At 41.7% G+C, this 24,967-nt stretch carries 28 protein-coding genes; 18 read left to right on the forward strand and 10 right to left on the reverse strand.

The annotated features are described in order from the left end of the window. Window positions 1-110 precede the first annotated feature (110 nt). Window positions 111-665 carry a GNAT family protein gene (locus WCV65_RS07820; RefSeq protein ID WP_338781383.1) on the reverse strand — a complete coding sequence of 185 codons (555 nt, stop codon included), beginning with the start codon at window positions 663-665 and terminating at the stop codon, window positions 111-113. Continuing rightward, the gene (locus WCV65_RS07825; RefSeq protein WP_035408889.1) at window positions 662-1,153 is read right to left on the reverse strand and encodes a GNAT family N-acetyltransferase; all 492 of its coding nucleotides are present in this window, start codon (window positions 1,151-1,153) and stop codon (window positions 662-664) included. Before WCV65_RS07825 ends, WCV65_RS07820 begins: the two co-directional genes overlap by 4 nt. 211 nt (window positions 1,154-1,364) lie before the next feature. Between WCV65_RS07825 and WCV65_RS07830 the strand changes: the two genes are divergently transcribed. Further along, window positions 1,365-2,162 carry a peptidoglycan-binding protein gene (locus WCV65_RS07830; protein WP_035408887.1) on the forward strand — a complete coding sequence of 266 codons (798 nt, stop codon included), beginning with the start codon at window positions 1,365-1,367 and terminating at the stop codon, window positions 2,160-2,162. A gap of 72 nt (window positions 2,163-2,234) precedes the next feature. On the opposite strand, the gene WCV65_RS07835 is transcribed toward WCV65_RS07830, so the two are convergent. Then, window positions 2,235-2,417 (reverse strand): DUF2187 family protein, encoded by a 183-nt coding sequence (locus tag WCV65_RS07835; protein ID WP_035408884.1) that lies wholly within the window; start codon window positions 2,415-2,417, stop codon window positions 2,235-2,237. Window positions 2,418-2,665: 248 nt separating this feature from the next. Here WCV65_RS07835 and WCV65_RS07840 point away from each other — a divergent pair, with 248 nt between their 5' ends. The 3 genes from WCV65_RS07840 to WCV65_RS07850 all read left to right on the forward strand — a co-directional run bounded on the left by WCV65_RS07840 (window position 2,666) and on the right by WCV65_RS07850 (window position 4,494). Continuing rightward, window positions 2,666-3,538 carry a patatin family protein gene (locus WCV65_RS07840; protein WP_338781384.1) on the forward strand — a complete coding sequence of 291 codons (873 nt, stop codon included), beginning with the start codon at window positions 2,666-2,668 and terminating at the stop codon, window positions 3,536-3,538. Window positions 3,539-3,600: 62 nt separating this feature from the next. After that, window positions 3,601-4,239: an SDR family oxidoreductase gene (locus tag WCV65_RS07845; RefSeq protein WP_338781385.1), complete on the forward strand. Its 639-nt coding sequence runs from the start codon at window positions 3,601-3,603 to the stop codon at window positions 4,237-4,239. Window positions 4,240-4,299: 60 nt separating this feature from the next. After that, window positions 4,300-4,494, forward strand: coding sequence for a hypothetical protein (locus WCV65_RS07850; protein WP_035408875.1), 195 nt, complete (start codon window positions 4,300-4,302; stop codon window positions 4,492-4,494). 48 nt (window positions 4,495-4,542) lie between these two features. Here WCV65_RS07850 and WCV65_RS07855 read toward each other — a convergent pair whose 3' ends face one another. Further along, window positions 4,543-5,019, reverse strand: a complete 477-nt coding sequence (locus WCV65_RS07855) for a sigma-70 family RNA polymerase sigma factor (protein WP_338781386.1) — start codon at window positions 5,017-5,019, stop codon at window positions 4,543-4,545. A gap of 282 nt (window positions 5,020-5,301) precedes the next feature. Between WCV65_RS07855 and WCV65_RS07860 the strand changes: the two genes are divergently transcribed. The 6 genes from WCV65_RS07860 to WCV65_RS07885 all read left to right on the forward strand — a co-directional run bounded on the left by WCV65_RS07860 (window position 5,302) and on the right by WCV65_RS07885 (window position 11,703). After that, window positions 5,302-5,922: a cell wall hydrolase gene (locus WCV65_RS07860; RefSeq protein WP_338781387.1), complete on the forward strand. Its 621-nt coding sequence runs from the start codon at window positions 5,302-5,304 to the stop codon at window positions 5,920-5,922. Window positions 5,923-6,208: 286 nt separating this feature from the next. Next, entirely contained in the window at window positions 6,209-7,684 is a 1,476-nt protein-coding gene (locus WCV65_RS07865) for a spore germination protein (RefSeq protein ID WP_338782208.1), read from the forward strand. A 13-nt stretch (window positions 7,685-7,697) separates the two neighbouring features. Beyond that, window positions 7,698-8,792: a GerAB/ArcD/ProY family transporter gene (locus tag WCV65_RS07870; protein ID WP_338781389.1), complete on the forward strand. Its 1,095-nt coding sequence runs from the start codon at window positions 7,698-7,700 to the stop codon at window positions 8,790-8,792. Continuing rightward, window positions 8,789-9,856: a Ger(x)C family spore germination protein gene (locus WCV65_RS07875; protein ID WP_338781391.1), complete on the forward strand. Its 1,068-nt coding sequence runs from the start codon at window positions 8,789-8,791 to the stop codon at window positions 9,854-9,856. The genes WCV65_RS07870 and WCV65_RS07875 overlap by 4 nt, the downstream gene beginning before the upstream one ends. Window positions 9,857-9,926: 70 nt before the next feature. Further along, window positions 9,927-11,252, forward strand: a complete 1,326-nt coding sequence (locus tag WCV65_RS07880) for a polysaccharide biosynthesis protein (protein WP_338781393.1) — start codon at window positions 9,927-9,929, stop codon at window positions 11,250-11,252. Window positions 11,253-11,322: 70 nt separating this feature from the next. Further along, window positions 11,323-11,703 carry a hypothetical protein gene (locus WCV65_RS07885; protein ID WP_338781395.1) on the forward strand — a complete coding sequence of 127 codons (381 nt, stop codon included), beginning with the start codon at window positions 11,323-11,325 and terminating at the stop codon, window positions 11,701-11,703. 110 nt (window positions 11,704-11,813) lie between these two features. On the opposite strand, the gene WCV65_RS07890 is transcribed toward WCV65_RS07885, so the two are convergent. Further along, window positions 11,814-11,948 (reverse strand): hypothetical protein, encoded by a 135-nt coding sequence (locus WCV65_RS07890; protein WP_269449399.1) that lies wholly within the window; start codon window positions 11,946-11,948, stop codon window positions 11,814-11,816. 395 nt (window positions 11,949-12,343) lie between these two features. On the opposite strand from WCV65_RS07890, the gene WCV65_RS07895 reads away from it, so the two are divergent. The 3 genes from WCV65_RS07895 to WCV65_RS07905 all read left to right on the forward strand — a co-directional run bounded on the left by WCV65_RS07895 (window position 12,344) and on the right by WCV65_RS07905 (window position 15,170). Further along, the gene (locus WCV65_RS07895) at window positions 12,344-12,700 is read left to right on the forward strand and encodes a NucA/NucB deoxyribonuclease domain-containing protein (RefSeq protein WP_231889963.1); all 357 of its coding nucleotides are present in this window, start codon (window positions 12,344-12,346) and stop codon (window positions 12,698-12,700) included. Then, window positions 12,700-13,098 carry a competence protein ComJ gene (gene comJ / locus WCV65_RS07900; protein WP_338781397.1) on the forward strand — a complete coding sequence of 133 codons (399 nt, stop codon included), beginning with the start codon at window positions 12,700-12,702 and terminating at the stop codon, window positions 13,096-13,098. Before WCV65_RS07895 ends, comJ begins: the two co-directional genes overlap by 1 nt. A gap of 191 nt (window positions 13,099-13,289) precedes the next feature. Beyond that, window positions 13,290-15,170, forward strand: coding sequence for a heavy metal translocating P-type ATPase (locus tag WCV65_RS07905; RefSeq protein ID WP_338781400.1), 1,881 nt, complete (start codon window positions 13,290-13,292; stop codon window positions 15,168-15,170). A gap of 46 nt (window positions 15,171-15,216) precedes the next feature. On the opposite strand, the gene WCV65_RS07910 is transcribed toward WCV65_RS07905, so the two are convergent. Then, window positions 15,217-15,408: a hypothetical protein gene (locus tag WCV65_RS07910; protein WP_035413797.1), complete on the reverse strand. Its 192-nt coding sequence runs from the start codon at window positions 15,406-15,408 to the stop codon at window positions 15,217-15,219. A 303-nt stretch (window positions 15,409-15,711) separates the two neighbouring features. Between WCV65_RS07910 and WCV65_RS07915 the strand changes: the two genes are divergently transcribed. Beyond that, entirely contained in the window at window positions 15,712-16,152 is a 441-nt protein-coding gene (locus tag WCV65_RS07915) for a DUF4871 domain-containing protein (protein WP_035413803.1), read from the forward strand. A 45-nt stretch (window positions 16,153-16,197) separates the two neighbouring features. On the opposite strand, the gene WCV65_RS07920 is transcribed toward WCV65_RS07915, so the two are convergent. Both WCV65_RS07920 and crtI read right to left on the reverse strand, forming a co-directional pair. Next, a complete protein-coding gene (locus WCV65_RS07920; protein WP_338781403.1) occupies window positions 16,198-17,319 on the reverse strand; it encodes a glycosyltransferase family 2 protein in 1,122 nt (373 codons plus the stop codon). 149 nt (window positions 17,320-17,468) lie between these two features. After that, window positions 17,469-18,980: a phytoene desaturase family protein gene (crtI, locus tag WCV65_RS07925; RefSeq protein WP_338781405.1), complete on the reverse strand. Its 1,512-nt coding sequence runs from the start codon at window positions 18,978-18,980 to the stop codon at window positions 17,469-17,471. Between the two features lie 213 nt (window positions 18,981-19,193). Here crtI and WCV65_RS07930 point away from each other — a divergent pair, with 213 nt between their 5' ends. The 3 genes from WCV65_RS07930 (at window position 19,194) to WCV65_RS07940 (ending at window position 21,980) form a co-directional block, all read left to right on the forward strand. Continuing rightward, complete coding sequence (locus WCV65_RS07930) at window positions 19,194-20,309, forward strand: glycosyltransferase family 2 protein (protein ID WP_338781407.1); 1,116 nt, start codon at window positions 19,194-19,196, stop codon at window positions 20,307-20,309. Next, window positions 20,306-20,815, forward strand: coding sequence for a hypothetical protein (locus tag WCV65_RS07935; RefSeq protein WP_035413791.1), 510 nt, complete (start codon window positions 20,306-20,308; stop codon window positions 20,813-20,815). The genes WCV65_RS07930 and WCV65_RS07935 overlap by 4 nt, the downstream gene beginning before the upstream one ends. A 64-nt stretch (window positions 20,816-20,879) precedes the next feature. Continuing rightward, a complete protein-coding gene (locus WCV65_RS07940; protein ID WP_338781409.1) occupies window positions 20,880-21,980 on the forward strand; it encodes a Xaa-Pro peptidase family protein in 1,101 nt (366 codons plus the stop codon). A gap of 185 nt (window positions 21,981-22,165) precedes the next feature. Here the strand turns inward: WCV65_RS07940 and WCV65_RS07945 are convergent, their stop codons facing one another. After that, window positions 22,166-23,188, reverse strand: a complete 1,023-nt coding sequence (locus WCV65_RS07945) for an EAL domain-containing protein (protein ID WP_338781411.1) — start codon at window positions 23,186-23,188, stop codon at window positions 22,166-22,168. Between the two features lie 191 nt (window positions 23,189-23,379). On the opposite strand from WCV65_RS07945, the gene pfkA reads away from it, so the two are divergent. Then, window positions 23,380-24,339: a 6-phosphofructokinase gene (gene pfkA, locus WCV65_RS07950; RefSeq protein ID WP_035406962.1), complete on the forward strand. Its 960-nt coding sequence runs from the start codon at window positions 23,380-23,382 to the stop codon at window positions 24,337-24,339. Window positions 24,340-24,376: 37 nt separating this feature from the next. On the opposite strand, the gene WCV65_RS07955 is transcribed toward pfkA, so the two are convergent. Further along, window positions 24,377-24,841, reverse strand: coding sequence for a hypothetical protein (locus WCV65_RS07955; protein ID WP_338781414.1), 465 nt, complete (start codon window positions 24,839-24,841; stop codon window positions 24,377-24,379). Window positions 24,842-24,967: the final 126 nt, after the last annotated feature.

The following is a 24,967-nucleotide window of genomic DNA, read 5'->3' on the forward strand; positions in this document are numbered from 1 at the left end:
TAAGTAAGGTACCCGGAAAAATAGCTGGTTTACATGAAAAATAGCCAAATTCTTCACTTTAGCCAGAATAACTCTATCAAAAGGACAGAATTTCCGATCGTCCAATATCCTTATGCTGAAACGAAACCCGTTTCTCCTTCTGCCCCTGCAACGATTGAAAGCATCACCAAATCGTAAAATGCTCCTCCGCTATGCTGGTATCCTCTCAGTATTCCTTCTCTCTCAAACCCGAATTTCTCCAGTATCATAAGTGAGGCTTTGTTTTCTGAACGGACGGTGGCACCGATCCGATGGAGACCTAGTGTCTTGAATCCGAATTCGACGGCTGCTTGCAATGCCTCAGAGCCCAATCCCATTCTCCAGAAATCAGGGTGAATTTCATAGCCGATTTCCGCCCGCTTATGTGTTTTGTTCCAGTTATGGTATCCGATGGTGCCGATTAGCTGTTCATTGTACTCCATGCCCCAGCGGATCGAAGTTTCATTATGCCAGCCGTCAAAAAAACGTTTTGCCAGCAGTTTTGCTTCTGCCAGTTCTCTCAGTGGTTCCATTCCATAATATTGAAGAACATCTTTCCTTGAGAAAATCTGCAGTAAATCCCCGGCATTTTCTTGCGTAATCTCTTTTAATCGCAATCTCTCAGTATTCAGTTCAGGAAATTTCATAGCAGTCTCCCCATTATGTATTCGTCAACCCATTCCCCATTTACAAGCAAAGAATGCCTTACTGTTCCTTCGATCGCAAACTTCTTCCTTTTATAAAGAGCGATGGCGGGCTCGTTATGTGTCATAACGGTCAGCTCCAGACGATGAAGCCCCTGATTCATACTCCATTCGAGCGCAGCATCCATTAATTTACCGCCAATGCCCATGTTTTGATATTTAGGAAGCAAGCCTATTACGACGGATGCTTTATGACGGTTTCTATTCAGCTGACAGGGTATTACTGCAAGATGTCCATGATAAACATCCTGATCCTCGCTAATCCATATGAACAATTGTTTATTAAGATTAGCATCAAGCTTATTCCGATAATCACCTGCATCTGTGGAACGCTCTCCATGCTCATACAGCATGGTATCTGTTTGCTGATCCAATGCAATCAAAAGCTCAAGGTGCCTAGATGCATCTTCTGAAAGAAGAGGTCTAATCATTTTTTCACCCTCCTAAAATTTCCCTTTAGTTTACCATGGACCGGGTAAATATTGCTGAAATATTTCCTTCTATGAAAAAAGACAGAAAAAGAAGAAGATAATGGAAGATTTATAGGGCGTCCGTTTTGTTTTTGAGCGGGTGCCATTATAAACGGAAAAACAGGACGAAGATTTTAGATGTTGATTTAGAATTTTAGGAGGAACGTACAGCATGATAAGAAAAACCACGGCTTTAATAGGAGTTTGTCTTTTAGGAACAGCGATTTTTGCCCCGTCTAAAGGGGAGGCAGCTTTAGGAGATCAGCTGCTTCATAAAGGTATGTCTAATGGGGATGTTAAAGAACTTCAAAGCTACTTGATGACTAAACAAGTCTATCCTTATTACGATAATACAGGAAACTATGGGACAATCACAGAAGAAGCTGTTCGTGATTTTCAAAGTAAAGCAGGCATAAAAACAGATGGAGTGGCCGGCCCTCAAACCATTGCAAAAATTAAAGTACTTAAGCCAGGAAACATTGGCAAGCCTGTTGCTGATTTGCAAAACAAGCTAAAAGCATGGGGTACATATTCAGGATCAGCGGATGGAATATACGGGAAGGGTACGAAAAGCGCTGTGTCTAAATTTCAATCCGGTAAAGGTCTGTCAGCGGACGGAATTGCTGGACCAAGAACGTTAAATGAACTGAACAAAAGAGTAAATCCGGCCTCGGGTGCAGTGAAAGAAGTAACTGTTCACAGTACAGCCTATACCGCGAGCTGCCAGGGCTGTTCAGGAGTGACTAAAATGGGAATCGATTTGAACCGTTTTGAGGAATCCAAAGTGATTGCAGTGGATCCTAATGTGATCCCGCTTGGCTCAACCGTTGAAGTTGAGGGATATGGTAAAGCTGTCGCAGGTGACATAGGCGGAGCAATTAATGGAAGTGAGATTGATGTTTTCTTTAAAGATCTCAATGAAGCAATGAATTGGGGAAGCAGACAAGTAAAAGTTAAAGTGTATCAGTAAGTGGAAAAGGGATGGCCATATAAGCCATCCCTTTGGTCATGAGATATTACGAGTGAAAAGAAGGAGCCCGCTTTAGGATTCCTTGAGGATCTTATAGTTTTTATGATTTACGACTGTGCGTCTTTCAAGTTCAAGGTCAAGAAAATTCTCCATATACGTTAAATCAACGATTACTGAATTTTCGTTCACCTTCTCAACAATACCACGCAAGCCGTTTTTAAATTCAATAAGGTTTCCAACTTTAGCAATCTTCATTTCCTCTCTCCTTCAATCGTACTAAATACCCCCATTAGAAAACATTTTGCACTATTTTGCCAATAAAGTAAAGACTATTTTGACAGCGCTGTCTCTCTGTGTCAAGTCCTGATTTGAGATAGAGTATTTCTATTGTGCTATCATAACAGGGAGGGTTACATATAAGTACGGCAAACTTTCATTTTTATGTTCTGATTGCGTACAGCGGGAGTTATATACAAAGGAAGTTATGAAAGGAGCAAGGGGAAGTGGAACAAACAGGTTTAGTGCTGGAAGGCGGCGGTATGAGAGGTGTCTATACCGCAGGAGTTTTAGAGTATTTTATGGAAAATGAACTTTATTTCCCATATGTAATTGGGGTATCAGCAGGGGCTTGTATGGCCGCTTCATATTTATCAAGGCAAATGGACCGAAACCGGACAGTTAATATTGACTATGCTGGGGATCCGAAGTATTTATCCCTTCAAAATTATATTAGAAGCAGACAGCTGTTTGGCATGGATTATATTTTTGATGAGATACCGAATCGGCTCGTTCCTTTTGATTTTGAGGCATTCTCCAATAACCCTGAGCAGCTGGTAATAGGAACGACGGATTGTGAAACAGGCAAACCTGTTTATTTTGACAAGCCTGAGACGATGGGGGATTTGTTAACGATTATCCGCGCTTCAAGCTCACTTCCATTTATTGCACCGATGGTTCCTTTTCGAGGAAAAATGCTCATGGATGGAGGCATTGTCGATTCCATTCCACTCAAAAAGGCGGAACAGGATGGGATTGAAAGAAATGTCGTGGTGCTTACTAGAAATAAGGGGTATGTGAAATCTCAGCCAAAAGCCCAATGGATGGTTAAACGGACCCTCAGAAAGCATCCTCTGCTCGCAAAAGCCATCCTTGAACGTTACAGAATGTATAATGACACCCTTTCGTATATAGATGAACAGGAAGCGAAAGGGCATATTTTCGTCATCCGTCCGTCAAAAAGGCTCGAGGTTGGAAGAATTGAACGAGACCCTGTAAAACTGGATGCTTTATACAGACAGGGAATAGAGGATGCGAAAAGATTATTAGAGGATCTTCAAACATGGCTTGCTAAAAGCGGGCAGCCAATATCAAAGTAAAAAAGTTCATCGGTTTAGTTAGCTCTTCAGTAGGGAACAGTACGAGCAGAGGAGTGATAACAATGAAAGTATTAATAGCAGGTGCCAATGGAAGCACAGGACGATTGGCTATAGAAAAAGCAATAGAACAAGGCTACCAGCCGATTGCTATGATTCGTGATCCTAAGCAGGCGGATGAGCTTGAACATAAAGGAGCTCAGACTGTAATTGCGGATTTAGAAGGAGACGTATCAGAAGCTGTTCAGCAAGCGGATGCTGTTATTTTTGCGGCTGGTTCAGGTTCAAGTACCGGTGATGATAAGACAATCGCCATTGATCAGGACGGAGCTATTAAACTGATTGATGCAGCTAAAAAACATAACGTAAAAAAAATTGTCATGCTGAGTTCAATCGGTACGGACGCGCCTGAAAGGGCTCCTGAAGAGATGAAGCTTTATCTGCGGTCCAAGGCCGTTGCGGATGAGTATCTGAGAAATGCTGAAATCCCTTATACCATTGTCCGTCCCGGAGCACTTTCAGATGACGAAGGTTCAGGAAAAATTGCAGCCTCCAAGTCTGTAAACCCAGAAGGTTCCATTCCGCGTGAAGATGTTGCAGAGGTGCTAGTCGCTTGTTTAAGTGAACCATCTACACAAAATCAAACCTTTGAAATTATCAGCGGAGACCGCAGCATTTCTGAAGCAATTCAATCGATTATGTAAAAATCCATTGAATGAATAAAGCTCCCCCTGTAAACTTAATCAGGTAAGGGAGGCTATTGTATGGATCACCAAACAATTAACGAGATGCTCGATCAGCTGAAAAACGGGGAGCGCATGGAATTTCAAGTATCGAAGGAGGATTTCCTGCCTGTTCGTGAAGTCCTTGTTAAAAGAGAAGATTTTAAGCATTTTCGCGGGATTGCCAGGCATGGAGGCAACACCGTTTACCGCTATATAGCAACAGCGAGAAGCTGAAGAGGATTTCGCCTGGATAATGGCGAAATCCTCTTATTTTTTGAAGCTTTATTTTGTAAGCTGTTTTTTCAGTTTTCTCAGTGCATCTCTTCTCCAGCTCTTTACAGCAGCAGGTGTGACACCCTCAAGACTTGCGATTTCTGTAATGGTAAGTCCAAGATAGGCATATCCATGCATCCACTTCTTTTGATTAAGAGTAAGATCTTTCTCCAGTTCCCCCCAGTCAAATTGATCTTCGGTTTCTTTTAAAATATGGCAATCCTCTGCATAACTGAAATCGTCCTTTAGATCCTCTCTTTCTGAAAGCCGGTTTTGGCGAGTCATTTCGTTCATGAGCTTTCCTTTAATATACAAATAAAAATAGGCATCCATTGATCCTTTTGAGGGCATGTATTGATTAGAAGCCTCCCAAAGGGCGATACAAGCAGTCTGGAAGAATTCCTCATGATTCCTGTAGATAGACAGCCTTTTCAGTAAATGTAATATCATTGGTTTATATCGTTCAAGCAGTTGTGAATAGTTCAATTCTTTCTTCCCTGATGGGATGCATCCTCATTTTTATTCCGCCGGTAATTACATAGTAAATTTCTTTTTTTATGAGCAAAAATTTACTTTTACTCTATATAAGAAATGAATTTTCAAAGGAATTATGGATATGAGATTCGATTTTGGGCGGTATGGTGTTTGAATAGAAGCGCTTGGCGCAATTAAGAATGAAATTTTTTGGAAACTTTTCACTAATGATTTGAAGCGGAAAAGCTGGTAGGCTGAAGCATATGAAATTTTAATAAAGGCTGGAGGGCTGAAATGAAACAGACGACGAGAAAAATGATTCAGATCGCTGCCATAGCCTGTGCAGCATTTATCATTTGCGCAGCACCAGCGTCTGCAAAAATGGCGCATACAGTGAAAAAAGGAGAAACAATGGAGCAAATCAGCTTTGCATACATTGTTTCGATTGACGATATAAAAAAATGGAATCATATAGAGCGGAATACTGCCGTTGAGGGTGATACACTCAGGATCCCTGAAAGAAGCTCGAAGCCGGGCAATGACAGAGAAGAACCGAGTATCGCTGTGTCTAAAGAGGAAAAGAAGCTTCTTGCCCAGCTTGTCCATGCTGAGGCAAAAGGAGAGCCATATGAAGGGAAAGTTGCTGTTGCTTCCGTAGTCCTGAATCGAGTAGAAAGCAGGGAATTTCCAGACTCTGTGAAGGATGTTATATACGAGAAAAACGCATTTTCTCCGGTAGGGAATGGAACGATTCATAACAAGGCAGATGAAGCATCCAAAAAAGCTGCCGAAGAAGCGCTCCGAAAAAAATCTGTAAATTACCTCTACTTCTTTAATCCCGAAACAGCAGAAAGCGAATGGATCAAAACAAGAAAAATAGAAAAAACCATCGGAAATCACAGTTTTTCAATGTAAAATGAATGCCCAAAAACCCTTCCGCTGCACGCGGAAGGGTTTTTGTTATGCGCTTAGGAGCTGGCCGTTTTTGAGAGAGTTTGTCGATTGGCCCGTATTCAGTGAAAGCTGGCCCGGATGTGAGGAAACATGGCTCGTATTCAGTGAAAGCTGGCCCGGACGTGAGAAGAAATGGCTGCGTTCCGAATGACGCGGCCAAGGTCTTCCGCATTTTTGTATAACTTTCTCCCATTTTTCGCAAAATAACCCTAATTATATGAGACCGGGGTTGAGGCTTGTGGATTTAATGAAAAACATGGATGGGTCACCGAAAACCTCAATGCCTGAGCTAATGGCAGTCTTGAGGAGTTCTTCTGATTTTATTCAATTCGGAAGCAAGGGCGTATCGACAAAGTACTGGATATCTTATTTCCGGACACTGGTTGATACGAAAATGCTTCATGAAAGCGTTCTCGCGGTTTTATCAAAAGTTAATTGGACCTCGCTTGAGGAATTAAAGAATGCCGTGCCAGTAGAAAATATTATTTTAACTTCAGACACCGATGTAGTGAAGGAGAAGCTGCTGCAGGGCTTTATTATGATAAGCCTTTCAGAGTACGGACAGTCGGCCCTGCTGATTCGGGTGTTTATGGAAAAAGCAAGGCAGGTTAGCCTTCCTGAGGTTGAATTTAGCGTGGTGGGACCGAAGGAGGCCTTCGTTGAGTCACTAGAGTCGAACATTCATCTTATTCGAAAGCGCATGCCATCAGATCAGCTGCGAATCAGAGAAATCAACATTGGCAAGCTGACACATACGAAGGTCGCTGTCATTTATATGGAGAGTATCGCCAATGATGAAAATGTGCGGACGGTATGGCAGAGACTGAATGGAATTGAGATTGATCACATTAGTGATAGTTCTGTTTTGACAGAGATTATGTCTGATAATCAAAATTCTCCCTTCCCGCAGCTATTGGACTCAGAGCGGCCAGACCGGGTGGTTTCGATACTTTCAGAGGGCAAGATTGTGATTGTGGTGGATGGTTCACCGCAGGTGCTGATTGGTCCAAGTACGCTGATTGAGTTTTTCACAGCATTTGATGATTATTTTTTTAATTATATCGTCGCATCCTTCTTCCGGATTGTTCGTTTAGCATCTGTTGCCTTTTCTATATTAGTTACGCCGGTTTATGTAGCTACATTAAATTTCCACTATGAACTGATCCCAAGGGACCTGCTGAATACGCTTGTCAGTTCAAGGGAAGAGATCCCGCTGCCTCCAATTCTCGAAGCCATTTTTTTGGAACTGACGATTGAGCTGCTCCGTGAAGCGGGGGCGAGACTGCCGACAAAGGTCGGTCAGACGATCGGGATTGTAGGCGGGATCGTAATCGGAACCGCATCTGTTGAGGCGGGACTAACGAGTAACGTCCTCCTGATTATTGTTGCACTTGCAGCATTGGCTTCCTTTACAACGCCTGTTTACAAAATGAGCAACACGATACGTCTAATACGCTTTCCATTTTTGCTGTTTGCAGAATTCTATGGATTGCTTGGAATTGTTTTTTGTTTCTGTGTTCTGGCCACTCATTTATTGAAGTTATCTTCACTTGGAAGACCATTTTTAGAACCAATCTATCCGCCAAGAACTGCTGACATGAAAGATGCGCTGATCAGGCTTCCGTTTTCCATGATGTCAAAAAGGCCGATTCAGCTTCGAACGAAACAGCCAATCCGGTTTGATAAAAAAAGGGCGTCTCAGAAAAAAGATATTGATGAGTGAGGAGTGATTCGATATGACTAAAATTGCTGAAAAATATCAAGTCTCTCATTTTATGGTCTTCTATCTGATTCACTCTCTTCAATTCGGGGTCGGAGTACTCGGCTTTCAAAGAATCATTGTAAAGGTTGCCGGTCAGGATGCGTGGATTTCCGTCATTTTATCAGGTGTTTTTTCACACATTATGGTCTGGATGATTTACCGTATTTTAAGGGGAGCTGAAGGTAACATTCATGACATTCATCATCGTATATTCGGCAAATGGCTCGGTAAAGGACTAAATCTTTTGATTTCGCTGTATTTCACTATGCTTGCGATTGGTGTACTGCGTACGTTTATTGAGATCATTCAGGTTTGGATGTTCCCGGATATGAATGTTTTGATTTTTAGTATCCTTTTCCTTGCACTTGTCTACTACATTGTAACCGGAGGATTCCGGGTAGTGACGGGCATTTGTTTTTTTGGAGTGGTTTTGCCGGGATACCTGATTATTACCTACTTTTTCCCTCTTGAATTTGCCGAGTGGGTAAATTTATTTCCAATGTTTGATCACTCGATCGGAGACATAATAGAAGGAACGAAAAGTATGGCATTAACTGTTCTTGGCTTTGAAGCATTACTAGTCTATTACCCCTTTATTAAAAACCCGGAAAAATCCCAAAAATGGGCTCATGGAGCAATTTTTTTTACCACTTTCTTATACTTGCTCATTTTGGTTATCACCATTGTGTTTTTCAATGAGGAGCAGCTTCAAAAGAATATCTGGGCAACATTAACAATGTGGAAAATCGTTGAAATCCCTTTTGTAGAACGATTTGAGTACATTGGCATTGCGAACTGGAATTTAGTTATTCTTCCTAATGTATGCCTAACCCTATGGTGTGCAAGCAGAGGCATCAAACAGACGATCAATATCTCCCAAAAGAAAACATTAATCCTTGTGCTGATTCTTACGCTAATTGCGGTGAATATGTTTAACACCCGTGAGCAAATTGATCATTTAAACACAGTCATGGGGGATATAGGATTGTGTTTTTATCTATACATTCCGTTGATTTTATTTTTGCAGTTTTTCCTGAAAAAGATTAAAAATCAAGGTGGTGCAGGATGAACAGAATCGTTCAGCTTTCGATCCTTTTTCTTTTTCTCGTCAGTCAAACCGGATGTATACAAAAAGAAATTATCGATGACGTGAACATCATCCTTGCTTCAGGGTATGACGCAACTGAAGATGGGGAAATAACCGGAACCGTAATTGTCCCCGTTTATCAAAAGCAGCAGCCTGTAACAAGTGAAATACTAGAGGAGAAGGCGGTTCTTTCAAGGGATTTACTGACCAACCTTCAGCGTAAATCTTCAGATCCGCTGGTTTATGGCAAGCTTCAAGTGGCTCTGTTCGGAGTAGATCTGGCCAAGAAAGGGTTCAAAGATCTGCTTGATTCACTGCAAAGGGATGCAAGTGTAGGATCGAGGGTATACCTCGCAGTTGCTAGAGAAAGCGCTTCAGAAATTTTAAAAGGCCAATATGGAATTCGCGGAACCGCTGTATATTTGAGCAATTTAATTCGGCACAATATTGAAAGCAGGGACTTATCGAGGGAGAACCTCCATTTGTTCTTGTACAATATGTATGACAAGGGAAAGGATGCTTATCTTCCCATCCTTGAACTCTCAGGCAAGGATGAACTGGAAATCACCGGAGTGGCTCTATTTAATGAGGATCGTATGGTATCTGAAGTTCCGAGCGATAAAATGATTTTCTTTAAACTTCTGACAGATCAATATATGGAGGGAACCTATACGATGAACCTGGAGGATGGAGTGAAAGTTTCTGTAAAAAGTATCACGTCCCATAAAAAACTGAGAATGGCTTCGAAGGACATTGTGAAGATTGATATTAAACTCGAAGGCCATATCCGGGAGTATACAGGCAGCAAAATCACGCCGGAGGTTATCAAGAAGGTGGAAAGTGAATTCAAAGATACCGTTGAAAAGGAATGTCTGTCAATGATGGAGCACTTTCAGGAATTGGATATTGATCCAATTGGAATAGGTGATCAAGCGTCCCATACCTTTAGGAATTTCAAGATTGACCAATGGAAAAAACAATATCCAAATATAAAGACCGAAGTTAAGGCAGAAATTATTGTCAATGAATCCGGTGTAATTGAATAATAGAACGTTAAATAATTTGTCCGCCTCTCTCATAGGATTAAAAAGCGGGATTAAGATGGGAGTGCGTTGGATGAGTTCATTTGCAAAGGGTGCCTTTTTACTGGCGCTGGCGGCTTTCTTTGGCGAGTGTCTGGAGTTTTTTTTGAATATGATTCTGGCGAAAGAACTGGGAGAACACGGAATGGGAATGTACATGCAAATGCTGCCGATTATTTTTTTCGTGGTGGTCATATCGAGTTTGGAGCTTCCTATTTCCATATCGAAATTTGTTGCGGAGCAGAAGAAGGAATATCATTACAGTATGCTTAGGCATGCCCTGAGGTTTGTCTATAAGCTTACAGGGATGATCCTGATTATTGTATTAGTTGTTCTGCCATTTCTTCCGATCTTCTCGGAATACCATCCACTCGTCCGTTATATGATGTTTTTGCTTGTGCCGATTGTATCTTTCTCCTCCATTGCCAGGGGTTATTTTATGGGAGTTCAGCAGATGGACAAAATCGCTATTTCCAATTTTTTGAGAAAAGCGGTTCAGCTTCTTGCGCTCTATTTTCTTTTTCATGGCATGCAATTCAGTGAGAGTACCGCTTTGTTTACAGCATTGGCTGTATTAATCGGCAGTGAAGCAGTCGTTTTCTTCTATTTATTTACTCAATACCTCATTCAATACAGAATGATGAAACATGGGCGTTATCACGAAATGAATGAAAAAGAGGTCCGGAAAAGTTTAATGGCGGTATCTGTCCCCACCACAGCTCTTCGCATTTTTAATGCGATTACAAATGCTATTCAGCCGTTTTTGATAAAAGGAGCATTGGTGATATCTGGTATAGGAAGCGTAATGGCTACTGAACAGTACGGTCTTCTAGCGGGAGTTGCAATGAGCATTGGATTCTTTCCTGCGTTTTTATCTCATTCATTAATGGTCGCATTGCTGCCTAATGTTTCAGAAGCGTATGCTAAACAGGATGGCGAAAGATTGCGGACCTTGCTGCAGCAATCCATGTGGATTACATGTATATACGGGATCCCAGCTGTTTACCTCATGTACTGGTTTGCTGAGCCCCTTACCCATTTATTTTTTAAATCCCCGGATGCCTCTCTTTATTTACAGCTTTTATGGCCCTATTTTCTTTTTCATTTCTTTATTCATCCGCTTCAAGCCTATCTAATTGGATTGGGACTTGTTAAGGATGCTTTTTATCATTCAGTATGGTCCCATGTTGTCTCGTTTTTGATGATGTACGTGCTCGGTTCCATGGGAGAATTTCAAATGACGGGAATTATTCTTGGTATGAACATGGGCATTATTCTCCTTTTTCTCCTTCATTATGTGACGATATGCAGAAAAATTGGATTATCGATGAGCCTGATTTCAAGTAACCGGTTCACTTGAGCAAGCAAATTGAATATCTTTCATGTGGAGATTATAATTGCTGTACAATTGAAAAATGAGGAGGATTTCCTTGACCGTGTTCGCCGCAGCAGCAGCCATTGCCCTAATCCTTTATTTAACAAGGGAATGGTATAGAAGATACATTCCCGTACGGAATATTCCGTGCCTGCCTATCCAGATGATGGAGGGTATTCCGATTGTTGATGTAAGGGACTACAACAATCGTCAGGTCATTACTTTAGAGCGGAGTATGAATATTCCTTATTCTTATTTGCAAAAAGCATTTAATGATATTAATGGACAGGAAATCTACTTAATCGCGGCTACAAAACTTGAACGGAATATGAGTATCCGGTTTTTTAAAAGGAAAGGTATTTTGGTTAAAGGCTATGCCCTGTCTGACCATAGAGGGTGCAAAGAGAAAAGTCGATTGAACACGATGCAAATGTAGTAAATTATTCTGCAGCACCGCAGTCATTTTTAGCAGCAATGGATTCAAAAGGAGTCATATAAATAGATTAGGAACAAAAAAGCGGCTTTTATAAATATGAAGCCGTTTTTTTAATCTTTAAATGTTGCTGCCGCCTGTTTGCCTGTTCCATTGCAGCTGCTGCACTTTGTATTTAGGGGGAAAAATGAAATGCGTTTTTGCTTGCCTGATCCGCTGCAAGTTTTACAAATAATAACTAAAGCCATAAGCTAATGCCTCCTTATCGTATTTGTCCCCAGGTAATGATGGAAATATAAAAAACTGAATATTCTATAAATTATATTATACTTAGTTTATGATAGCACTGCCAATTTCCCTGCTTCCTTTGAAATGAAAGCTCATAAATATTTATTACTCAGCAAAAGTTGGGGGGTTTCATGCAAAAGGACTCAGTTAATTCAGCATAGGTTTACATAATCGAAAGCTATTATTTACACCACCTTTAGATTGGGGTAATGGAGCGTTATCATCTGTCATTTAAATTTAAAGGGTAGTAAAAAATGACATCGGAGGTAACAAAAACATGAAATGGTTAAAAACTTTAGCAGCTGGTGCTGCGCTCGCTGCTGCCCTTGTATCCGGATCCGCTGTACAAGCTCCATTGACAGAGAATAAAGCAGAAGCTGCAAGTGCGTATGATGAGGTCTTATATTTTCCTTTAGACAGATATCCATTAACGGGCGATCACATTATTGATGCAATCGCTGCAGGACACTCCGATGTGTGCACAATTGACCGTGCCGGTGCGGATCAAAACCGTGCGGAATCCTTAAAGGGGATCCCTACAAAATCAGGCTATGACCGTGATGAATGGCCAATGGCTATGTGTGAAGAAGGCGGAGCAGGAGCAGATATCCGCTACGTACCTTATTCAGATAACCGCGGCTCAGGTTCATGGGTTGGAAATCAGCTTGAGGCTTATCCTGATGGAACGAAAGTATTATTCATCGTTCAATAATGAATGTACTAGCTCAAGGAGAAATTCTTATTTCTTATCATCAGTTTACGGTTTACCAGCAAGGGATGAAGCGTCCTCATTTTGACTGGCCGGAGAGTGCTCTTGAAAAAGGGTTTGCCGCAGACCTGAGTGCAGCTGCTTTTGCAGCTGAAACGAGCAGTAAAGCACTTATAGAAGTGCGAGTCAGTCCTTCAGGCAAGGAACCGGAATGCACCATTGTAATACCATTTCATGTGAAGGGTACAGGAGTCGAAGTGAGCAGTGTTATGTCTGAGAAAATGACATGCGAGCTCTCGTCTGGTGACTACATGCTTTGTATGAATGCCATTTCATTGGGGAAGCACGAAAGCACAGATGAACAAAAGTTGAAATATGAGCTAACTTTTATACCTAAGTAGAAACCAGCTTAAATGCTGGTTTTTTTATTGTTTACAAATTATAATAATTATCAAAACTAAATTATAATAATTATTATTTAGTTTTTAAGGTCAATCTGCTATAATAAGGAATATCCCTTATATTATTATGGTTTTCTTAAAATTTATGTTCTGCGAAGATGATTAGTATTCTCAATTAGAGGTGATTTGTTATGGAGAAAGGTCTGACTAAGTTAAATTCAGGATGGCATCAGTATGCTGAGTTAACAGCTGCCATTCTCTCAGGTTTGTTAATTGCAGCGGGATGGGCATTTCAGCAAAGCTATGAGCCTATTTCAGTGATGTTATTTATTTTAGCCTTCCTTATCGGAGGTTTTGCCAAAGCTAAGGAGGGGATTGAAGAAACCGTTTCTGAACGGACATTGAATGTTGAACTGCTGATGATCTTTGCCGCCATTGGCTCTGCCATCATTGGCCATTGGATGGAAGGTGCCATCTTAATTTTTATATTTTCACTAAGCGGAGCTTTAGAAACGTATACGATGAATAAAAGTCAAAAGGAAATTTCTTCATTGATGGAAATTCAGCCTGAGGAAGCTGTAAGGATTAATGGTGATGCTCAGCAGAAAGTCCATGTCAGTGAGCTTATAAAGGGGGACCTGATTCTCATTAAACCTGGTGAGCGGGTTCCGGCTGATGGAATTCTCGAGAGCGGAATAACAACGGTTGATCAATCAGCGATAACTGGTGAATCGATACCTGTTGACAAGAAAGAAAACGATGAATTTTATGCGGGTACAGTAAATCTTACCGGGTCCATCACGATTCGGGTAAGCAGGAAAAGTGAGGATACGCTTTTTTCGAAAATCATCCAAATGGTTCAGTCTGCACAATCTGAAAAGTCACCTTCCCAGCTATTTATTGAACGCTTTGAAAGCACGTATGTGAAAGCTGTACTGGCAGCCGTTGGATTAATGATGGTTGTCCCTCATTTTGCATTGGGCTGGAGCTGGGGTGAAACATTTTACCGGGCAATGGTATTAATGGTCGTTGCATCCCCATGTGCGCTTGTCGCATCGATAATGCCGGCCAGTCTATCCGCTATCTCCAACGGAGCAAAAAATGGCCTTTTGTTTAAAGGAGGCGTCCATCTTGAGAGACTATCCAGAGCTAAGATCATTGCCTTTGATAAAACAGGTACTTTAACAAAAGGCGAACCTTCCGTCACGGATGTGAACCTGCGGGAAGGGATTGATACCGCAGAACTATTCAGTGCCGCAGGGTCCATTGAAAATCAATCGAACCATCCTCTTGCAAAAGCCATAGTCGAATTCACCCGTCAAGTGGAGGGGGTTCAGCTGAAGCGGACGGAGGTAACAGAAGAATTCGGCATGGGCATTACAGCGGCTTGGGGTGGAAACAAATATTTTATAGGAAAAGCTGAATTTGTTGGGAAAGAAGAAGCGCTAACATTCGCTGATGGAGCAGCACGGCAGTTTGCGAAAACTGGGAAGACCGTCGTGTTTGTAAGGGATGAGAAAGGAATTGCCGCTTTATTTGCATTAAAAGACACGATCCGTCCTGAAACGAAAAAGGCCATTGAATCCTTTAAATTAAATGGGATTCAAACTGTGATGCTGACCGGCGACAGCGAACAAACAGCGAAATCAATTGCACAAGAAGCACATTTGGATTCCTATCGTGCACAATGCATGCCCGAGGATAAGCTAAATGAGATCAAGCAGCTTAAATCCAAAGCTGGTGTAACCATTATGGTAGGAGATGGGATTAATGACGCGCCTGCACTTGCCCTTGCGGATGTCGGGGTTGCTATGGGGGAAGGGTCGGAAGCGGCACTTGAAACAGCCGATATCGTCCTGATGAAAAATGATCTTCAAAAGCTTTCTGATGCAATTGCTCTTTCAAAAAAAATGAATCGAATTGTTAAGCAGAACATCGTTTTTTCAATGGCAGTCATTGCTCTGCTGATCTGCTCAAATTTCCTTCAAATTCTGAGTTTGCCATACGGTGTGATCGGTCACGAAGGAAGTACCATTCTCGTTATATTAAATGGATTAAGACTTTTAAAATAATGCATTGTCCCCTGAGATTGAAGTCAGGGGGCTTTTTAGTACGCTCTTATACCTCTGTTTCAGTCTCTGGTCTTCTAACAACAATAATATAAGCGAAGACAAAGCAAATGAATCCTGCAATCCATCCTATAAGGGAACTGAAATAATAAAAATCAATGAGCGCCATACCGATAAACGGACAGGCCAGCCCAAGCAAGGTTAATATAACAACACTTTTTCTTTTAATAAATCCAGCCATATACACATCTCCTTAGGCATGCGAACACCGTTATTATACAGAAAAACCAGGGGAAAGAAAAATCGTTTAAGAATAACTTTTCCATTATTTAAGAAATAAACTTGAAAAGTAAAAAAAAGGTGTTTTCATCTAAATTTAAGCTCTGTTAAACTTGGCTGCTGCAGCGGAAATCAACAGCCAAGTTTAACCAGTGAGTTCGAAAAAATTTCAAGTATATTGAAGGAAAATGGAAATTTGTGATGGAATAATAGATTAGTTTCGATTGAACAGCATGATTGAAAATTAGGGGGGGATCTTTTGAAAATGAAACGGCTATTTTTGATTATGCTTGGAATAGTATTTTTTATGACAGCTTGTAATAAAGAAGAAGCGGTGAAAGAGGAAAAATGGGAAGAGAATAGTCCAACCTTTACTTCTGAATACGGTGAAATGTTTGGGAAAAAAGGCAGCATTGGAATTATAGGTTCTAAATCAATTACAGAAAATGGACAAAAGTGGATGTGGCATTTTTGGGGAACTGAACAAATAGCAGATAAAGAATGGGAAGTAAAAGCTTTTATGCAAGGCAAAGAAGCGATTAACCCAATAACATTTAAAGATGAGCGATTAATTCCCCGCGGTAATGAAATAAATGGACACGCTCGTTCAGCCGTGATATTTCCAGAATCAGGACGGTGGAAGTTAAAGGTCTATATTGACGGAAAATATTTTGATGAGCTGATTGTGAATATTACTCAAGCATGACAAGTTAAACGCTTGAAGATTCCTTCAAGCGTTTTTTAACATTTGTTAAGAATAAGACCGTCCCTTCCATTCATATCCCTTTTTGCGAATGGAGGTATACATTGATACAACCATAAGGGAGATGAAGGCAGCAGCTGACAGCGGCATAGAGAAGGCCAGGGAAAGCTTTTGATTGGAGCGCCAGTCGATAAACATTTTTTGTAGAACGATTAGGATATAGGGTAAGTACCAGAAAATCAAAAAAGATTGCAAGATAATGAGCTGAGCGACTCCGTAAACAAGCAAAAACAACGGGAACACATAGAAAAGTGCATAAAATAAACAAAGGCTGATGGTAATGGGCAGTGAACGGCCAAAACCGGGAAAGATATTCTTCTTAAAGCCTTCCCATGCTTCCCTGCTTGAACTGTACATATAGCAGGTGACCATATCCGTGACATTTGCCAGCAATACTCGTTTTCTATTCTCTTTCATTTTTCGAGTGAGATGCACATCATCTACGATCGAGTCTTTAATACTCTCGTGACCGCCGATTTTTTCATAATCTGTCCGTTTAAACAGCATGAAAGCTCCATGAGCGGCTGTGGCAGCGGGAAATGCAGTCCGGTTTGCCAATAGGAGAGGAAGATGGAAGTATACGAGAAAATGCTGCATTGGAACAAGCCATTTCTCAATCAAATACTGTACAGGAAATTTAGGAAAGCCGGTTAAAAGGGAAACCTTAGCAGATTCCAGCGTGTGCACAGCACGTTCAATTGTCATTGGTGCCAGACGGACATCTGCGTCTAAAAAAAGGATAAGTTCTGTATCAGCATGACGGCTCAATGTGTGGCACGCATGGACTTTCCCAGCCCAGCCTTTAGGAAGACTTCTGCCAGACAGGATTTTAAACCTCCCATCATCGCCAGTATGTCTGTTTAAAAGCTCATATGTACGGTCTTCAGATTGATCATCCAAAAGCAAAAAACAAAGGTTAGGATATTTCAGTTTTTTTAGCATGGAAATGAGATCTGGTACATTTCGTTCTTCATTTCGGAGAGGAACAAGAATGCTTACTGCTGGGTAATGGGTAATCTCTGAATCTTTAAGCTTAGGCATAAAAAAGGAGTTGGCTACAGTTAAAAGCAGAAAAATAAAGAGAAGAATGGTGTAGATGACGATTAACAATTTGGGCTATGCCTCCTTAATAAGACTCTGAAAATGCGGCCTATTGAATTACGATATTCTTCAACTAAAAAGGACAGGCCCGCTAAGGACCAGTCCTTCTTTATTAGTATAAATCTTTCTATGCCTTTAAGAAAAGGTTAGGGCCCGGTTCAGCCAATCTCTTTTTGTGTTGCTTTTGCAAGATCATCCTCTAAGATGAGATCTGCTGTAAGCTGTCCGGAAAGAGTAACCATGGGAACGCCCCCGCCTGGGTGGGTTGAGCCGCCTGTAAAATAAAGGTTATGGAGCAGTTTGCTTCGGCTTGGAACTTTAAATCCTCCGTTTTTCTTCCGGTCTGTCGCGACCCCGTAAATGGAACCTCCGTTTGAGCCGTATAATTCCTGAATATCATCCGGAGTAAACTGGTATTCCCATTCAATGTGATTCCTTAAGTCTGCAACACCCATTCGTTCCAGTTTATCGAGAACCTTTTCACGGTATTGCTCCTTCATTCCCTCCCATGTTTCTCCCTCTTTCAATGGAGGAACGTGGGTAAGAACAAACAAGTTTTCTTTTCCTTCAGGAGCTTGAGTAGAATCTGATTTGGAAGAGATGCCGATGTAAACCGTTGGATCATCGGCAGGAATGCCTTCATTGAAAATTTGGTCAAATTCTTTCTTTGGATCCTCAGAAAAGAAGAAATTGTGATGGGCCAAATGTTTATACTCTTTATTTACCCCAAGGAGAAGGACTAAGCCTGATACAGTCGGAACATATTTTTCAAGTTCCTCCGCAGCCTTCTGGCTTCCGCTGTGGGTTTCCATAATTGTCTTATATGCGGGGATCGCCTCCAGATTGGAAACGATTAAGTCTGCATGAAGAATGTCTCCATCCTCAAGCTCTACACCCGTGGCGGTATCGCCCTCTGTAATGACTCTTTTCACCTTGCTGTTGAGCCGGACGTCTACGTTAAGCTCGCGAAGCACTTTATTCATAGCTTCGGCGATTTTGTACATTCCGCCTTCGACATAGTGAATGCCGATGCCAAGCTGTACGTAGACAAGCTGAGATAAAATGGCAGGAGCCTGATAGGGTGAAGAACCGATGTACATAATCATAAAATTAAACAGCTGCTGAAGATGCTTGCTCTTGAAATGCTTTTTCGTTACCTGGTCCATCGACTTGATCGGATCCATGGCCAAAAGCTCTTTCATTGAATGCATGTTCCTTAAATCGTTAATTCCGGTCAGGCTCCGTTTATAAAAGCTCTTTAAGCTGTATTCATACATTTTTGTGCAGTAGGACATATATTGAAAAAATTCGTGCTGATCTTCAGGGTTATGCTCCTTCAGCTGTTCCATCAGCTGCTGCAGGTCACTGGTCAGGTCGATGGTTGTTCCATCTTCAAAAAAAGTTCTCCATTGCGGTTCAATCCGTTTAATTTTTATGTAATCATGAATATCCCGGTTTGCACTGCGGAAAAGCTGTTCCAAAACCCATGGCATGGTTAGGATAGAGGGGCCTGTATCAAATTTAAACCCGTTTCCTTCTCTTACATTTAATTTCCCGCCAAGTCTTTCGCCTTTCTCAATAACCGTGACATCATATTGATCTGCAGCAAGACGGATTGCAGATGACATTCCGCCAAGCCCGCCACCGATAACAATTACCTTTTTCCTCAAATTTTTCAGCCTCCTTATTAATTCAATAAAAATGGATTACAATGGTAATTAGATCCGTCTATCATTTTATCCAAACGTGTGAATTTTTCATTCATTGCTATAAGAAGTATTTTCCACAATAATGCAATGCGGAAACCTGAATTAATCCCCTTAGTACGCATTATTGAAGAAAAGGGGTATAATGAAGGAACCATTCTAGTGAGGTGGCTCTTTGTGGCAATTATTATATTCGCTCTTTTAATCGGCATCTTTTTATTCTGGAGGATCCCGACGCTAGAATCGATTCCGTCTGAGAAGAGCAGGAATTACGTACGGGAAAAACTCTCTATCATTATTCCTGCAAGAAATGAGGAAAAAAATCTTCAAGTGCTATTTGCTTCTTTAGCCTCTCAGAGTGATGCTCCATTTGAAATCATTGTGGCAAATGATCAATCCGGCGACAGAACGAAAGAAACGGCTGAATCATACGGTGCAAGAGTGGTTGATGTTCCAGAGCTTCCGGATGGATGGTCTGGGAAATCCTGGGCTTGCTGGAACGGTGCAAAAGCAAGCTCAGGCGAATGGCTGCTATTTCTCGATGCTGATACTTATTTTGAAAAAAACGGTTTAACACGATTGGCGGATTTTTTTCGGCATATTGAAGCTAAAGGTGTTCTTACAGTTCATCCTTTCCATGAAACAAAAAAGTTTTACGAAAGCGGCTCCTCTCTTTTCCATCTCATGACAGTAGGTGCGATTGGTGCCTTTGCTCCTGAATGGGCTAGAAAAAAAGCAAACGGAGCATTCGGACAAGCGCTTATGTGTACGAGAGAGAGTTACTTCGGCTGGGGCGGACATGAATCAATAAAAAGCGAAATCGTTGAAAATATGGCCATGGGAGAACGGATATTTGAGTCCGGTAAATCCATCTTTTACGCCAGCGGCAAGAAGGCGGTTTCGATGCGTATGTATCCCGACGGCTTGAAAAGCATGACTTACGGCTGGGCAAAAAGTTTTGCATCAGGAGCAAAAACGGCTAAGTTTGTCTACTTGGTCTTATCGTCGATTTGGATTGCAGGTCTCATCTCTTTCTTTGTGAAAATTCCGCTCCTCTTTACGGACAGCTGGCTGCCCCTTATTCTCCTTTACGCAGCTGCAGCTGTTCAGCTCGGAAGCGCGTTATCAAAATTCGGCCGTTTCTCCAAATGGAGTGTTCTGCTGTTTCCGCTCCATATTTTGTACTTTTTGTCTGTTTTTGGATTTTCGATCTATCAGACATTTATCCGTAAAAATGCCAGCTGGAAGGGCAGAAGTATTGTGAAAAGCGCGAAGGAGGCCCATCGTAAGTGAATCCCTTTTGGCTAATTGCCGTTAATGCAATCCTTTTGCTGTTCATACAATTCGGGACTGCCTGGATTTTGTCCTGCATTCCTTCAAAAAACTTTCGCCGCTCCTCATTTCTTTACAAAAAAAGAAAATGGGAGCGTGAGGGAAGGTTTTATGAACGATTGTCCATCAGAAGGTGGAAAGATCGGCTTCCAGAAGCAGGAGGATGGTTTGAAAAGGGGTATTCGAAGAAATCCTTGCAAGGCACCAATGAAGAAAACATCGACAGGTTTATCATTGAGACAAGGCGGGGGGAGCTTGCCCATTGGCTTCAGATTCTCCCATCCTTTCTCTTTTTTCTTTGGAACAGTCCGCTTGGCGGCTGGATCATCGTGAGCTATGCACTCGCCTTTAATCTTCCTTTTATTGCTATTCAAAGGTATAACCGAATTAGGTTAATCAGAGTTTCAGAAACTAAAAAAAGAGTACAAAAAAAAATTCTCTTAAAAAAGCCGAATCGGTTTACATGAAATTTCCCGTTTTGATAAGATAGCAACTGACCCATACATATATCCGCGGAAAGGCGTGGCCTGAATGAATAAAAGAATAAAGCAATTACAGGAATGGATGAAGGAAGAAGCAGTGGAAGCTGCATTTATCCACTCACCGGAAAACGTTTATTATTTAACTAATTTTCTCACTGATCCGCATGAAAGGTTAATGGGACTATTCGTCTTCCAGGAAAAAGAACCCTTTTTCATTTGCCCCGGGATGGAAACAGGGCAGGCAAAAGAGGCTGGATTTCAAAATGAGATTATTGGATATGGAGACCATGAGCAGCCATTTGAGAAGATTCGTGAAGCATTTTCATCCAGAGGCATGCAAAGGATTTCAAAAGCAGCAATCGAGAGTGAACTTCTTTCCTATTCAAGAGTGCAGGAATTTTTAAGGATCACGGGCTCGCCTCAGCTTGTTTCAGCTGAAGAGAAAATGAATGAGCTCCGCGTAATCAAGGATGCCGGCGAAATTGCCATAATGGAAAAGGCTGCAGCTTTAGCCGATTATGGTGTGGAAGCAGGCGTAGCCGCACTTAAAGAGGGCATAACGGAAATGGACGTTCTTGCAAAAATTGAATACGAACTAAAGAAAAAAGGCGCTCAGGCAATGTCCTTTTCAACAATGGTTCTCTTCGGCAAAAAGTCAGGACAGCCCCATGGGAACCCTGGCACAGCCAAGCTGAAAAAAGGAGATTTTGTCCTTTTTGATTTAGGAGTTGTAGTAGGCGGGTACTGCTCAGATATTACAAGAACAGTTATGTTCGGCCAGCCAGATGAAAAGCAGCAGCACATTTATCAAACGGTATTAACGGCGGAACTGGCAGCCCTTGAAGCGGCAAAGCCAGCTGTTAGAATCGGTGATTTAGATAAAATAGCCAGAGGTATTATTGAAGAAGCGGGATATGGTGAGTTTTTCCCTCACCGGCTTGGTCATGGTCTCGGCATCAATGTCCACGAATACCCATCAATGGCCTATACGAACGATGGCTTGCTGAAGGAAGGGATGACGTTCACAATCGAACCCGGCGTTTATGTTCCGGAAGTGGGCGGAGTCAGAATTGAAGATGATGTTCTTATAACACCGGACGGAGCCCGCGCTCTGACGGCTTATCCAAAGGAGCTTCAGATTATCGAATAAGGCTCTGTTAAGCCTGATATTGATTTTAACACCTGTTGTGATTGGAGTGGAAAGCGCGCGCCTGCTACCTGCAATCAACAGCCAAGTTTAACAGAGCTTTGAATAAACCAAACCACGCATGTCCAGGCGGATGTGCGTGGTTTTTATATGTTTATAAAAAGAAAATGAAATGGCCGGCAGTTCCATTACAGAATCATATCGGCAAACAATTTTTCTTGTCCTGCAGGGGATGCTTCAGGTTTTCCAATTAAATACCCCTGACCCAGTGTAATTCCGATTGATTGCAAAAAGGTATATTCATCTTCTGTTTCGATTCCTTCCGCCAGAACAGTGATGGATAAATCGTCAGCCAGAGCTTGTACATTTTTAAGGAAAGTTTGTTTTTCAGAATCTTGATGGCAATCGGTAATATAATGGCGATCGATTTTCACGAAGTCAGGTTTCAGGTTTTCCAGAACCTCGTAAGTAGAATATCCGCTGCCCATATCATCAAGCGCTACTTTCATGCCGTTTGCCCGATATGTGTCCAGTATACTCTTTAAGTGTTCCATATCATTGATTTTTTCGGTTTCTACTACTTCAAATATTAAGTCATCCGGACTGACTCCGTATTGCTTTACCATTTTAAAGGTGTGCTGCAGGCAGTGCTCGGGGTTATAAATAGAAGACGGGATAAAGTTAATGAAAGATTTGATGCCATGCTTAACTTGATTTGAGCGGGCAATAATGGCAAGCTCCCGTGCCCTTCGATCAAGAATAGACTGCATCCCTGTTTTAATCGCAGTGTCAAAGAGTTTAAAAGGCGACACAGGTGGATTAAAGCTTCTCAGCAGCGATTCATAGCCGAAAATCTGACCGCTTTCCAAATTCACGATTGGCTGAAAGAAACTTAGAAATTCCCCTTTGTTAATCAGGCTGACAAGGTCTTTATATATAACACGTTCATAAATATAGCTAAAGGGAGAATAGGCGAGAGGCTGTTCAGGATTTCTTGACAGAGCCCCTTTTATTAGACTGGTATTTGTCTGTTCATGAAGGTCTTGCAGCAGGCTTGCGAGTTCTTTACCATTTGAATAGGGGATTGATAAGCTTCCATCCGCATTCTCCAAAAATTTTCTGGCAGTAACATTTTCTTCTAGATTATGCAGAATCAAAAAGCCGTTATCAGGAAATGGAGGCGCAGGTGTACAGGAAGTGCAGTAGTTCATTATGTCGCTCCTTTTTGGTTTCTTAGACCAAATGTAATGAGTCTATTGTATCAAAAACGGTGGGAATTTTACAGCGATAAATCAGAATGAAATTATATTTAGTAAGGTAAGGTTTTTGTTTTGAGAAATTCTCTGATGGGGATTATAGTAGAAGAGGACTTAGTAAGCACGATACATATGAGGTGAAAAAAATGAAGAAAATTGCAGTACTGACAAGCGGAGGAGACTCTCCAGGCATGAATGCAGCCATCCGGGCAGTTGTAAGGAAAGGGATATACAGCGGTCTGGAGGTTTACGGAGTATATCAAGGCTATCAAGGTTTAATGCAGGGACAGATTAAAAAGCTTGAAGTGGGATCTGTCGGTGATATTATACACCGCGGAGGAACCATGTTATATACAGCCCGCTCAGAAGAATTTAAGACAGATGAAGGCCAGCATAAAGCAATCGAACAATTGAGAGCCCATGGTATTGAAGGGCTGGTTGTGATTGGCGGGGACGGTTCCTATCAGGGTGCAGCCAAGCTCACTCAAAAAGGTTTTCCGTGCATCGGCCTGCCGGGTACAATTGATAACGATATTGCAGGAACCGACTATACGATCGGATTTGATACAGCCCTTAATACAGTTGTAGATGCAATTGATAAAATAAGGGATACAGCTACTTCCCATGACCGTACATTTATTATTGAAGTAATGGGACGCCGTGCAGGAGATATTGCTCTTTGGTCGGGCCTTGCAGGAGGGGCGGAGACAATTTTGATTCCGGAGCATCCTCACGAACTGGATGATATGATGGACAGGCTGCGAAAAGGAATCAGCAGAGGTAAAAAGCACTCGATTATTGTTCTCGCAGAAGGGGTTGGCAGTGCAGATGATCTTGCCAAGGACCTGAAAACCAAGTTTGATCTTGAAACGAGAATTAGTGTCCTCGGCCACATACAGCGCGGAGGCAAGCCGACTGGAAGGGATCGTGTCCTTGCTTCACGCTTAGGGTCAAGAGCGGTTGAACTGCTCATGGAAGGTAAAGCAGGCCGTGCCATTGGAATTGTAAATGAAGTAATAACAGACCGTGATTTAATGGAAATTGCCGGACAAAAAGATCCCCTTCCAGATAAACTGTACACTTTATCACAGGAGCTTTCGATCTGACTATAGCAAAAAGCCCGCTGCTGCCAGCGGGCTTTTGCTATACCTTATAAAATCTGATGAGCAGAAATCTAATACCGAAGCCGGCTGCAAGTCCGGGTATAAGAAAAAGCATAGGAAGCCAGACTGGTCCAGGCATGATTCCAAAAAAAGAAACGCGGTCGGAAAACATGATTCCAATCGTAACAAAGTAGGCGGAAAAGGCAAATGGAAGGAAGGATAGCGGGGGGGATGGTCCATCTGCGAATTTGTAAGCATCATACATAGCAAACATATATACGCATGGGTAAAACATAAGCCATTGAGGATCTGAAGTATTAAATGCTTTAGTGATGTCCCCGTTAAAACTGTATTTTATTGTAAGATTGAAGAATGCATTCAGATTTATTAAAAATTCGAGAGCAATAAAGACTACGCCTTTTCCGAAATGTCCGTTTAAAAACTGCCCGAACCCAGGCAGGGCAATGCTCCACAAAATGGCTTCCAGTTTGCCTGTTTTTTTCATCAAAAAGCTCCGTTCACTCGTTTTTAATAGGTTTCCCGCATCCTGCCTGAACATACATCCCGGCTAAACAATTGAGGAATGCAAAAAAAGATTGAAATATTTTCCTTTATCAGCTACCTTTACAAT

The organism is Metabacillus sp. FJAT-52054, from assembly GCF_037201815.1.
GTDB lineage: Bacteria > Bacillota > Bacilli > Bacillales > Bacillaceae > Metabacillus_B > Metabacillus_B sediminis.